General features: G+C 60.0%; 7 protein-coding genes. 6 read left to right on the top strand and 1 reads right to left on the bottom strand.

Annotated elements, in window-relative coordinates:
- Window positions 1–178: 178 nt before the first annotated feature.
- The 6 genes from ptsP to ACCD00_RS02295 all read left to right on the top strand — a co-directional run bounded on the left by ptsP (window position 179) and on the right by ACCD00_RS02295 (window position 11,041).
- A complete protein-coding gene (gene ptsP / locus ACCD00_RS02320; protein WP_413421577.1) occupies window positions 179–3,040 on the top strand; it encodes a phosphoenolpyruvate--protein phosphotransferase in 2,862 nt (953 codons plus the stop codon).
- Window positions 3,040–3,981 carry a 1-phosphofructokinase gene (pfkB, locus tag ACCD00_RS02315; protein ID WP_413421575.1) on the top strand — a complete coding sequence of 314 codons (942 nt, stop codon included), beginning with the start codon at window positions 3,040–3,042 and terminating at the stop codon, window positions 3,979–3,981. Before ptsP ends, pfkB begins: the two co-directional genes overlap by 1 nt.
- A gap of 11 nt (window positions 3,982–3,992) precedes the next feature.
- Window positions 3,993–5,732, top strand: coding sequence for a PTS fructose-like transporter subunit IIB (locus tag ACCD00_RS02310; protein WP_413421573.1), 1,740 nt, complete (start codon window positions 3,993–3,995; stop codon window positions 5,730–5,732).
- A 177-nt stretch (window positions 5,733–5,909) separates the two neighbouring features.
- Window positions 5,910–7,499, top strand: a complete 1,590-nt coding sequence (locus ACCD00_RS02305) for an alkaline phosphatase D family protein (RefSeq protein WP_413421571.1) — start codon at window positions 5,910–5,912, stop codon at window positions 7,497–7,499.
- A 284-nt stretch (window positions 7,500–7,783) separates the two neighbouring features.
- Window positions 7,784–10,030 carry an alpha-xenorhabdolysin family binary toxin subunit A gene (locus tag ACCD00_RS02300; protein ID WP_413421569.1) on the top strand — a complete coding sequence of 749 codons (2,247 nt, stop codon included), beginning with the start codon at window positions 7,784–7,786 and terminating at the stop codon, window positions 10,028–10,030.
- A 105-nt stretch (window positions 10,031–10,135) separates the two neighbouring features.
- On the top strand, window positions 10,136–11,041 hold the full coding sequence (locus tag ACCD00_RS02295; protein ID WP_413421567.1) for a hypothetical protein: 906 nt from the start codon (window positions 10,136–10,138) through the stop codon (window positions 11,039–11,041).
- 39 nt (window positions 11,042–11,080) lie between these two features.
- On the opposite strand, the gene ACCD00_RS02290 is transcribed toward ACCD00_RS02295, so the two are convergent.
- On the bottom strand, window positions 11,081–12,994 hold a 1,914-nt coding region (locus tag ACCD00_RS02290), incomplete at its 5' end, for a flavodoxin domain-containing protein (RefSeq protein WP_413421565.1).

Genomic DNA, 12,994 nt, shown 5'->3' with positions numbered 1-12,994 from the left:
GACATTATCGAGTAACGTGCCATTCAATCTAGATTAAACGTTTCAGCAAGCGTATTTTCTACGTTATAGGCGCCTTTGGTCGGTTCTGCCGTGAAACCGCCAAAAGTGACGACCAGGCGCCTAGGCTGGCTTATTCAAAACAATACCTGGCGCCCCAAGTCGCCAAAAAGGAGAAAGCATGCTCGAGCTCACTGTAGAGCAGATTTCCATGGGCCAGTCGGCCGTGGATAAATCCGCAGCGCTGCAATTGCTGGCCCGGCATCTGGTTGCCGACGGTCTGGTTGCCGAGGGGTATCTCACCGGATTGCAGGCGCGGGAGGCCCAGGGCTCGACCTTTCTCGGTCAAGGTATTGCCATCCCCCACGGTACGCCCGAAACCCGCGAACTGGTGTTCACCACCGGTGTGCGCCTGATGCAGTTCCCTGACGGTGTGGACTGGGGCGACGGTCATATCGTTTACCTGGCGATCGGTATCGCCGCCAAATCCGATGAGCATCTGCGCCTGTTGCAATTGTTGACTCGCGCTCTCGGCGAGACTGATCTGGGCCAGGCCTTGCGTCGCGCAGGTTCCGCCGAGGCATTGCTGAAGTTGCTGCAAGGCGCGCCACAGGAGCTGGCGCTGGATGCGCAGATGATCGGCCTCGGTGTAGCAGCCGAAGATTTCGAAGAGCTGGTCTGGCGCGGCGCACGTTTGTTGCGCCAGGCCGACTGCGTGAGCAACGGTTTCTCCGCCGTACTGCAACAGGTTGAAGCGCTGCCGTTGGGCGATGGCCTGTGGTGGCTGCACAGCGAGCAAACGGTGAAGCGCCCCGGCCTGGCCTTCGTTACCCCGGACAAACCGCTGCGCTATCTCGGCCAGCCGCTCAATGGCCTGTTTTGCCTGGCCAGCCTCGGTGAGGCCCATCAAGCCTTGCTCGAACGCCTTTGCGCGTTGCTGATCGAAGGGCGTGGTCATGAGTTGGGGCGCGCCACCAGCAGTCGCAAAGTCCTCGAAGTGCTCGGTGGTGAAGTGCCCGCCGACTGGCCCAGCGCGCGAATTGCATTGGCCAATGCCCACGGTTTGCATGCGCGGCCGGCGAAAATCCTCGCGCAACTGGCAAAGAGTTTTGAAGGAGACATCCGCGTGCGGATCGTCGATGGCCACGACAGCGCGGTGTCGGTAAAGAGCTTGAGCAAGTTGCTCAGCCTCGGCGCCCGTCGGGGACAGGTCCTGGAGTTCATCGCCGAGCCAGTCATCGCCGCCGATGTGTTGCCGGCCTTGTTGGCCGCCATCGAAGAAGGGCTCGGTGAGGAAGTCGAGCCGCTGCCACCGGTAAGCCAGGTGCGCGAGGTCGTTGCCGAAATGGTCGAAGTAGTCCTCGCCCCGATGTCGGGCAGCGTGGTCCAGGCGATTGCCGCCGCGCCGGGGATCGCCATCGGGCCGGCCCATATTCATGTGCTGCAAACCATCGACTACCCGTTGCGCGGTGAGTCCGCCGCCATCGAGCGTGAACGTCTGCAGCACAGCCTGGCGCAGGTACGCCGTGACATCCAGGGTTTGATCGAGCGCAGCAAAAGCAAAGCCATTCGCGAAATCTTCATCACCCACCAAGAGATGCTCGACGACCCGGAACTGACTGATGAAGTCGATACGCGCCTCAAGCAGGGCGAAAGCGCCGAGGCGGCATGGATGGCTGTGATTGAAGCGGCGGCCCGACAGCAGGAAGCCTTGCAGGATGCCTTGCTCGCCGAGCGCGCGGCCGACTTGCGCGACATCGGGCGTCGGGTGTTGATGCAGCTCAGTGGCATCGAAACCCCGAACGAACCGGATCAACCGTACATTCTGGTGATGGACGAGGTCGGACCTTCCGACGTCGCGCGTCTCGATCCGGCTCGCGTGGCGGGGATTCTCACCGCCCGGGGTGGCGCTACGGCGCACAGTGCGATTGTTGCCCGGGCGCTGGGCATCCCGGCACTGGTCGGCGCCGGCCCCGGCGTGTTGCTGCTGGCACCGGGTACGCCGTTGTTGCTCGATGGCCAGCGTGGTCGTCTGCATGTGGACGCTGACGCAGCGACCTTGCAGCGCGCCACGGCCGAACGCGATACCCGTGAGCAGCGCTTGAAGGCAGCCGCCGAGCAGCGTCACCAGCCGGCATTGACCAGCGATGGCCACGCCGTCGAAGTGTTCGCCAACCTCGGTGAAAGCGCCGGCGTGGCGGGCGCGGTGGAGCAGGGCGCCGAAGGCGTTGGTCTGTTGCGCACCGAACTGATCTTCATGGCCCACCCGCAAGCGCCCGACGAGGCAACCCAGGAAACCGAGTACCGTCGCGTTCTCGACGGTCTGGCGGGGCGGCCGCTGGTGGTGCGCACCCTTGATGTCGGCGGCGACAAACCGCTGCCGTACTGGCCGATCGCGAAGGAAGAAAACCCGTTTCTCGGCGTGCGCGGTATCCGCCTGACCTTGCAGCGTCCGCAGATCATGGAAGCGCAATTGCGCGCCTTGCTGCGGGCGGCCGACAACCGGCCGCTGCGGATCATGTTCCCGATGGTGGGCAGCGTTGACGAGTGGCGCCAGGCCCGTGACATGACCGAACGCCTGCGTCTGGAAATTCCGGTTGCCGACCTGCAACTGGGGATCATGATCGAAGTGCCGTCGGCGGCATTGCTGGCGCCGGTGCTGGCCAAGGAGGTCGACTTCTTCAGCGTCGGCACCAACGACCTGACCCAATACACCCTGGCCATCGACCGTGGCCATCCGACGCTTTCGGCCCAGGCCGACGGCTTGCATCCGGCGGTGCTGCAACTGATCGACATCACCGTGCGCGCGGCCCATGCTCACGGTAAATGGGTCGGTGTGTGCGGTGAGCTGGCTGCCGACCCACTGGCGGTGCCGGTACTGGTCGGCCTCGGCGTGGACGAACTCAGCGTCGGGGCGCGCAGCATTGCCGAGGTCAAGGCGCGAATTCGCGAACTGGGCTTCACTCAGACTCAAACCCTTGCCCGACAGGCCCTGGCCGTGGGCAGCGCCAATGAAGTGCGTGCACTAGTGGAGGCCCTGTAATGGCCCGGATTCTCACCCTGACCCTCAACCCTGCGCTGGACCTGACCGTCCAGTTGCCGCGCCTTGAAGCCGGCCAGGTCAACCGCAGCGATGTGATGCACACCCACGCTGCCGGCAAAGGCGTCAACGTGGCGCAAGTGCTGGCGGACCTCGGGCATCAGGTGACCGTCAGTGGCTTTCTCGGCGAGGACAATCTGCAAGCGTTTGAAACGCTGTTCGCCAGGCGCGGTTTTGTCGATGCCTTCATCCGCGTGCCGGGCGAGACCCGCAGCAACATCAAGCTGGCGGAAAGCGACGGCCGCATCACTGACATCAATGGGCCGGGACCGCAGGTCAGCGAGGTGGCGCAGCAGGCCTTGCTGGATCGACTGGAGCAGATCGCACCGGGGCACGATGCGGTGGTGGTTGCTGGCAGTTTGCCGTTGGGCATCAGCGCACAGTGGTTGCAGGCGTTGATTGTGCGCTTGAAGAACCTGGGCCTGAACGTCGCCCTCGATACCAGCGGCGAGGCGTTGCGTGCAGCGCTGAAAGCGGGGCCGTGGCTGATCAAACCCAACACCGACGAGCTGGCCGAGGTGCTGGACTGCGAGGTCGTGTCGGTCCGTGCCCAGGCCGAAGCGGCGGATCGCTTGCACGCCCAGGGCATCGAGCATGTGGTGATTTCCCATGGTGCCGAAGGCGTGAACTGGTTCAGCGTTGGCTCGGCACTGCATGCCACGCCACCCAGGGTCAGCGTCGCCAGCACGGTGGGCGCGGGTGATTCGTTGCTGGCGGGGATGCTCCACGGTTTGCTCAGTGCCGATACGCCGGAGCAAACCTTGCGCACCGCCACGGCGATTGCCGCGATGGCAGTGACCCAGATCGGTTTCGGCATTGGCGATGCAGCGCAACTGGCGCAGCTTGAACAGGGTGTGCGCGTGCGTCCCCTGACAGAACAATAAGAGGGTTTGTCATGAAGTTAGCCATCGTTACGGCCTGCCCGAACGGCATGGTCACCAGTGTGCTGTGTGCCCGGTTGCTCGATGCCGCGGCCCAGCGCCAGGGCTGGAGCACCAGTGTCGAAATCGCCGATGCCGCGCATCCTGAAAAGCAACTGTCGGCGGCCACCCTCGACGCGGCCGAGTGGGTGCTGCTGGTGACCAGTGCACCCGTGGATATGTCGCGGTTTGTCGGCAAGCGCCTGTTCCAGAGCACTCCGGCCCAAGCCCTGCAAGACGTGGAAGCCGTACTGCGGCGTGGTGCGCAGGACGCTCAGGTTTACGCAGCTGAAGAAGCCGTCGTCGAACCTGTGGCGGTTGCCCGGGACACACCGCGGCTGGTGGCCGTCACCGCGTGCCCGACGGGCGTAGCCCACACGTTCATGGCCGCCGAGGCCTTGCAGCAAGCGGCCAAGCGCCTGGGCTATGACCTGCAGGTGGAAACCCAGGGCTCGGTCGGCGCGCGCAATCCATTGAGCGCGCAAGCGATTGCCGAGGCCGATGTGGTGCTGCTGGCGGCCGATATCGAAGTCGCCACCGAGCGTTTCGCCGGCAAGAAAATCTATCGCTGTGGCACCGGTATTGCCCTCAAGCAAGCGGAAGCGACCTTGAAAAAGGCCTTGGCCGAAGGCCAGCAGGAAAGCGCTGGGAACGCTGCCAAAACAACGGCCAAACAGGAAAAGACGGGTATCTACAAACACCTGCTGACTGGCGTGTCGTTCATGTTGCCGATGGTGGTGGCCGGCGGCCTGATGATCGCCTTGTCGTTCGTGTTCGGCATCACCGCCTTCAAGGAGCAGGGCACTCTGGCGGCGGCGTTGATGCAGATCGGTGGCGACAGCGCATTCAAGCTGATGGTGCCGCTGCTGGCAGGCTATATCGCCTATTCCATCGCCGACCGCCCGGGCCTCGCGCCGGGGATGATCGGCGGTCTGCTGGCGAGCACCCTGGGCGCCGGTTTCATCGGCGGGATCATTGCCGGTTTCCTCGCCGGCTATGCGGCCAAGGCGATCAACCGTTATGCGCGTTTGCCGCAAAGCCTCGAGGCGCTGAAGCCGATCCTGATCATCCCGTTGCTGGCGAGCCTGTTCACTGGTCTGGTGATGATCTACGTGGTCGGCAAACCGGTGGCCGGGATGCTTTCCGGGCTCACGCATTTTCTCGACAGCATGGGCACCACCAACGCGATTCTGCTGGGTGTGTTGCTGGGCGGCATGATGTGCGTCGACCTCGGCGGGCCGATCAACAAGGCGGCCTATGCGTTCTCGGTCGGGTTGCTGGCGTCGCAGAGTTACGCGCCGATGGCGGCGACCATGGCCGCGGGCATGGTGCCGCCGATTGGCCTGGGTATCGCCACGTTCATTGCGCGGCGCAAGTTTGCGCAGACTGAGCGCGAAGCCGGCAAGGCGGCGCTGGTGCTGGGGCTGTGCTTCATCTCCGAAGGGGCGATTCCGTTTGCCGCGAAAGATCCGTTGCGGGTGATTCCGGCGAGCATCGCCGGTGGTGCGCTGACCGGTGCGTTGTCGATGTATTTCGGCTGCAAATTGATGGCGCCCCATGGAGGGTTGTTTGTGCTGGCGATCCCGAATGCGATCAATCATGCGCTGCTTTATCTGCTGGCGATTGTGGCGGGGAGCCTGTTGACGGCGGTGGCGTATGCGCTGGTGAAACGACCAGAGGTGGTGGAGTTGGCGGTAGAACCCGTCACCGCCTGACACCTGTCCCCTGTAGGAGCGAGCTCGCTCGCGATGGTCGCGAACGATAACGCGTCAAACCAGATGCCCAGCGGCGCCTATTGGTTTTTCGCGAGCGGGCTCGCTCCTATAAGGTGGGGATGTCATGCCGGCTTCATCCAGCCATGCTTAAGTTTTTCCTTTTTCAAGGAGAACACCATGAGCGATTTCAACCTGGGGCGCCGTCGTGTCATGCAAGCGGTCGGCGCCGGATTGCTGTTGCCAGGGCTGGCGCCGGCGGTGATCGCTTCGGTCAAGGACCGGCCGCAGCTCACCGACGGAGTGCAGTCCGGTGACCTGCTGGGCGACCGGGCGATCGTCTGGAGCCGCTGCGATCGTCCCGCACGGATGGTGGTGGAGTGGGACACCCGCAGCCTGTTTCCCAACCCGCGGCGATTCGTCTCGCCCCTGGCCGATGCGCGCAGCGATTTCACTGCCCGGGTCGAACTCACCGGGCTGCCTGCCGGCCAGGCGATTTTCTATCGAGTGCAGTTTGAAGACGCCCAGAGTGGCGTTGCCAGCGAACCCTGGTTCGGTCACTTGCGCAGCGTGCCGCAGACCCGGCGCGACCTGCGTTTTGTCTGGAGCGGCGACACCGTCGGCCAGGGCTTCGGCATCAACCCGGACATTGGCGGCATGCGCATCTACGAGGCGATGCGTCGACGTCTGCCGGATTTCTTTATCCACAGCGGCGACACCATTTACGCCGACAGCCCGATCCCGGCGCAGCTCACCACGGAAGGTGGCCGGGTATGGCGCAACATCACCACCGAGGCCAAGAGCAAAGTCGCCGAGACCCTCGATGAGTACCGTGGCAATTACCGCTACAACCTGATGGACGAAAACATCCGCCGTTTCAACGCCGAAGTGCCGCAGATCTGGCAGTGGGACGACCACGAAGTGGTGAACAACTGGTCGCCCGGCAAGCAGCTGGATGCGCGCTACCAGAGCAAGGATATCCACAGCCTGGTGGATCGCGCACGCCAGGCCTGGCTCGAATACGCGCCGATGCGCTTGCAGAGCGCCGATGGCGGCGGGCGGATCTATCGCAAGCTCGGTTACGGGCCGTTGCTCGATGTGTTCGTGCTGGACATGCGCAGTTATCGCGGGGCCAATGATGACAATCTGGGCGAGGCCAAGCCGTTCCTCGGTCGTGAGCAACTGGACTGGCTCAAGCGCGAAATGCAGGCCTCGAACGCGCAATGGAAAGTGATCGCCGCCGACATGCCTATCGGCCTCGGCGTACCCGACGGCGAAGTCAGCCCAGGTGTCACGCGGTGGGAAGCGGTGGCCAACGGTGATCCCGGCCCGGCCCAGGGACGTGAACTGGAAATCGCCGAATTGCTCGGCTTTCTGCGGGCGCGACAGGTTCACAATTTCGTCTTCCTTACCGCGGACGTGCATTACTGCGCCGCGCATCACTACCACCCTGAGCGCGCGGCGTTTCAGGATTTCGAACCGTTCTGGGAGTTTGTCGCGGGGCCGTTGAATGCCGGGAGTTTTGGGCCCAATCCACTGGACAAGACCTTTGGCCCGCACGTGGTGTTTCAGAAGGCACCGCCGACGCAGAACGTCTCGCCGTTTGCCGGGTTTCAGTTTTTTGGCGAGGTGAATATCGACGGGCAGAGCGGGGAGATGAGTGTGGTGTTGCGCGATCTGGATGGCGTGGCGGTATTCGAGCAAAAACTGGCTCCCTGTGATCCTGCAGTTGCTCGTTGCCTGGAAAATAACTTTCGAGAAAAAACCTGATGCTGGAAGTTGCTGCATTCTTTTCTTTTATTGGGCGTGGGTGCAAACGGCAGAGTATTGGGTGTATGTGTTGACTGGCAGTTTTAGCGGCCCCCGCGAGTCGCGTGGTTTAATATTCTGCTGAAGTTTTCTCCTGGGGTTGTAATTATCACATTTTCATATATTTGGTCACTTGATCAATATAGGTGGGCGGCTTACTTTTTTTCAACGCCACAGGGCGGATGGCCAAACTAATTAAGTTGAATGGTTTGGTGACAAGTTGAAAATTTTAGAAAGGAATCGCTATGTCCGCTGCATTGTGGGAAAAAAGTCTGGAAGGCAAAAACTACGATGAAGTTGCAACTCTTGCAGTTGCTGTTCCCCAGTCACTGGTGTCTTTGTCGACTGGGGCTGCGAATGAAGTCACTCGCGCCAACGGCTTGATACTGACCAAAGACCAAATCATTTCCCTGCGAAAATACGAAGCCACCGGGCTGGCACTTCCCACCAATGAGCGAGCGCTTGCGACTTACCTGAACTTTGGCGACGAAGAAGGGGGCATGGGTTTCACAAAAAAAGACTTTCTCATGTCTTTTACCAAGGTTAATGCCCACGCCAGTCTATGGTCGCCCCTGCGCTCGCGGATCATGCTGACGGGGACCCATTTGAAACTGTTCGGTTCGAGCATGGGTGTATACCTTACTTCGGTCGAGGAAATTTTCGCTGACGTCAAGGCGGCGAAGGCGCTGGGCACACACAAGATTACCAACTATGCGGAATTGCGCGAGTGGGAAGTGAAAGAAGGCAAGCCGTTCCCGGATCTTGCGTTGGAAGCGGACACCATCCCGGATCTGGGGGATGTGCTGGATCAGATCTTCGAGCAGGTCAAGGAGCATCTGCGCACTGCCGCTCAAATAAAATCCGATCTCGACCATTTTAGTCGGCAACTGACTAACGATGTCATTCCAACTATCAAGTTACTGTCGCTGGCACTCGAGAATAATACATTCGCATCAGACATCGAGATTTTGAATGACGAGATCAAGGAGCGTGCCAATCAGATTGATGAGTTGCATAAAGAGTACAAAGCGCTGGTTCAAAAGTCGCTTTCCTCGGTCAGCAGTTTCTCGATTATAGGTTTGGGCGTTGCCATCTATACCGGTGTTGAAGCTGAAGGGGTCCGATCTCGACGCAATGATCTCAGCCGTGCTCAGGAAGCGGCCATCAAGAGCCTCGAGAGCAAGTCCAAGGTCCTGGGATCGATCGCACGGATCAGGGGTGACATGCAGAATATGCAGACCGTTGCTCTGGATGCTGAAGTGGCGACAAACAACGTGGTGCATACCTGGAATGTGCTCCATGCCTACATCGAGAGCTCCGAAAAAGCGGTATTGAAGATCGAAGACGGCGTCCGTTTGCAGGCATTCATCACTCAGTTTCGTTTGGTGGCGGCGCCTTGGGTAAAAATCGAAAAAAGCGCCGATGCGCTTGTTGAATTGTTCCACGAGGCGGAACAGCAATACATGCTGGAATACGGTGTTCAAGGAAGAAAACCAATGAGGTCTCTGATGCAAAGCGATAGTTATCCTGCAGTGAAAGTCCAAAACCTTCAGGGCAGCAGTTCGGAACTGCGTAACCGTGCGGTGGAAGCAAAGCTGCTGTTCATGAAAACGGATTATCTTCCGGACTTGAGTGAAAAATTTCAGGCGTTACCGGTTAACGTCGCGAATGGTTCCAGGGAGGCTCAAGAGAAGGCACTGAAAACCGAGCTTTCACTTAAGAGCACGCTACAACAGTTGCTGTCGCTCGATGAAGAGTTGAGGGAGGGCGCCGATGAAATCGACGAAATTCATGACGAGCAGACGACGCTTTTGCGGGAGGCACAGACGGCCGTCAGCGAGATGTCCATCTCCTTGGGAGAGAGCCTGAAACGGTTCAATGTCGGTTATGACGAGACGGCCATGCAGGGATTCAAAACCTCGCTGATGGCTGACGTGTCAGCACATGATGCGGTGCTGGAGCGTTTGAATTCCAGCCTGACAGATCTTGAAAAAAAGCGTGGAGTCATCAACGAGGCCGTAGAGGAGCTCAATAAACTCGGCATTTCCGGTGTTGCAAAGAATGTCGAGCTGAATGTCGAGGCGGTCAAAAAACTTGGTGCCAAGCCATCTCAGATTGATCTGGTGCTGGCGGCGATCGAAAAAGTGAAACAGGATCTGCAGGGCGCAGTAAGGGATGTTTCCTTTGTCTTGATGGTAAAGCAGAACCAGGTACTTCGAGACAAGACCCTGGAAGTGCAGGCGCAAATTATGGCTGAGGGACTCGCCGTGCGGATCACTGCGGACAAGATCAAGCTGATTGAGGTTTTTTCTCAGATGCATGAGCAACGCAAACTCTACGTGGCGGCGTTCGCGGAGATCGATGAGACAGTGGCCCGTTTCTTGAGCTCGATGAAGTCTGATTCTTCCTCCCCTTTGAACAAGCAGGTTTCAGACTTCATCGTTAGCGCCAATGGTTTTGTCGATTACCTGAATCAGCTTTCGTATTTATAAGTATTGTTTTTCATACCGTGCTTGATCGGTCGTGCGTCGAGTCTCTCGATGCACGGCTTTTCAATGGTTGTTTAGCATGGGAGTGACTATCTGCAGGAGGCGGGTATGAACGAAGAGAACAGGGATTTCATATTTTTTCAGGAAGATGACTTTATTTCGTTACGCGCCTACGAATTATTTTTGAGCGAGGTGCTTCACAAGGATTTCATCATGCACTCCACCCCGGCAACCTCAAAGGTGTTGGGCGCCTATGCACAGGGCTTGAGCGAAGAGGCTGAGAGCAATCGCACCAGATTTTGGTCCTTGGTGGACGAGGACGACGTGAAGGGTATACGCACGCAAGTGCTCCTCTGCGTCAATCAGGTCCACAACCTTCGGCAGGTATTTCTTGAGGCAAGGCCGAACGTGCCCCGCTACCGACGGGTGGCTGTTGATACGCTGGGATGCGATCTGTTCGATTTCCATGCGCCGAACCTTGTGGTCTGTAGCATGTACAAGGTTTCCGGAGTCATGTCCTTTCTCGTTGAGCAGTGCAGCGTCGCCCTGAAAAACATTGAACGGTACAGTTTCAATGTCAACTCAATGGAGCGAGAGGTCCACCCAATGTTCTTCCGGATCCTTGCGGCAAGAAAGCAGAAGATAGAAACCTATGGATTTTCGCCAGAAAAGCCTCCTTCAGGTTCCGGGACTTCCCCCTTCGATTTCAGGACACCCTACCGAGGAGACCCTGAACCGCTAACACTGGAGTTGTATCGGTTGACCCAGGTCTACGCTCGCGCTTGTTCCGCACTTTTCAACTTTGGCCATTTCCTGAACAGGATTGAGCAGTTGTTGAGCGTGATGATTGACAGGCTTGCCCTGATCACGGCTTCGTCAACGTATTCGACTCTGCTACTGACGCTGAATCTGGTGGCCAGCCTGCTGACCCCACTGCAACTGCGAATGGACAGGTTGCAGGACTGGTCAGACTTCATACGTTACAAGGGTAAATATGCTGTAGAAGATTCATGAGCAAAGCGTGGATCCAGCCGGACGAGATCCGGCTGCATGTCAGTAGACGTCGCGCCGATATCGGTTTTGTTCGATCAGCTTTTCTACCTGTGCTGCTCCGAGGACTTCCTTGAGCACCTGATCCACTCCGCTTGCCATGCCCTGCAAGCTGCCGCAAATAAAAATCACCGCACCCTCGGCCAGCCACTTTTTCAACTCTTCAGCGGACTCTCGCAGCCGATCCTGCACGTAAACCTTCTCTGCCTGGTCGCGGGAAAACGCCAGGTCGAGGCGCTCCAGATCACCATTGATCAGCCACTCCTCCAGCTCCGTTCTGCACAGGTAGTCGTGCTCGCGATTGCGCTCGCCAAACAGCAGCCAGTGACGTTGCTGACCCTCGGCAATCCGCGCCTTGAGCAGGCTGCGCAACCCGGCCAGCCCAGTGCCATTACCCAGCAGGATCATCGGCACCGGTCGGGCCGGCAGATGGAAACCACTGTTGCGTCGCACGCGCAGGCTGATGGAACTGCCCACGGGTGCGTGTTCGGTCAACCAGCCGGAGCCGACGCCGAGGTTGCCATCGGCATGCACTTCCTGGCGCACGATCAGTTCGAGCATGCCATCGGCCGGGATCGACGCAATGGAGTACTCGCGCATGGCCAGCGGCACCAGGGCCTCTGCCAGCGCCTGCGCGTGCAGGCCGACCAGATGGGCGCGGTTCTCCGGCAATTGGCGGCTGGCCAGGGCCTGTTCGAGGGTTTCCTCCAGGCCGTTGAGCTGCACCTTGGTCTCACCGTGAATCCCCAGACCATCGAGGAAATGCTCGATGACCCACGGGCAATTGCGCGGCAGCACTTCCACCAGATCACCGGCCAGCCAACTGCTGGTGCTTGGCGCGCTGAGGCCCAGCAAGTACACAGGGGATCCGCTGCTGTCCGGGTTCAGCAGTTCACGACGGGCCAGGGTCCAGTTGTCGTAGCTGGGTGCTTGCCAGGCGTCGACGGGCGCGTGGCCGGTCAGCAGCCCCAGTTGCTGTTGCCAGTGGCGCAAGGCGTAAGGATCGCCGCCATCGACTTCCACCGGGGCGAACAAGGTCTTGCCGCCGTGTTCGCCGAGCCAGGTGTGCAGGCGCTTGGCGAATCCGCAGAAGTGTTGATACTGCCGGTCGCCGAGGCCGAGGACCGCGTAGTTCAGGCGTTCCAGGCTCGGCGTGCGACCCAGTACCTTGCGTTCGAAGCCCCTGGCGCTGTCCGGCGCTTCACCGTCACCGAAGGTACTGACGACGAACAGAGCGTTGTTCGAGCCCTGCAAGTCCTGCTCGCTGACGTCCGCCAGCGGCTGCACCTTCACGGGTAAGCCTGCGGCCTGCAATTGCCCGGCGGTCTGCCAGGCCAGTTGCTCGGCAAACCCGCTCTGGCTGGCGAAACCGATCAGCCAGGCAGATGCATCGTTGCCCGGTTGTACAAGGCCTTGGCGAGCATCCTTGATCTGGCGTTTCTTGCGGCGACGATCCAGGTACAGCAACCAGCCGGTGACGAAGAACAGCGGCATGGTCAGCGCGGTGAGAGTCAGGATGATGCGCCCGACGATGCCGAAGTAACTGCCGACGTGCAGCGCATAAATGCTGGTCAGCAGTTGCGCCTTGAGACTCTTGTCGCTGTAGCGGTCAACCCGTTTGACCACGCCGCTGGCCGGATCGAGGGTGATCTGGTTCAGCGCACGGTCGTGGGGCGAGGTTTTCAACAGGAAGTAAACGGTCGCTGGTTGGCCGGCCACTGGCGGCATGCGTACGTTATAGGAACTGAGTTGCGGGCCGGCCGCGCTGTAGATGCTGCTCCACATGGCCGCGTAATCGGCTGTCGGCGCCCGACCAGCCCGCGCCCGGGCCCCGCCCCCCCCCCCCCGCGCGGTCTGCGGGGCAACGGCGAGCAACCCGGTCCGGCCCGTGGTGTAACCCACGTAGGACCACGCCCC

Origin of the sequence: Pseudomonas sp. Pseusp3 (genome assembly GCF_047304225.1) — a bacterium.
Classification (GTDB): Bacteria; Pseudomonadota; Gammaproteobacteria; order Pseudomonadales; family Pseudomonadaceae; genus Aquipseudomonas; species Aquipseudomonas fluorescens_CD.
Note: the sequence above shows the minus strand (reverse complement) of the source record. Positions and strands in the feature narration are given on the sequence as shown.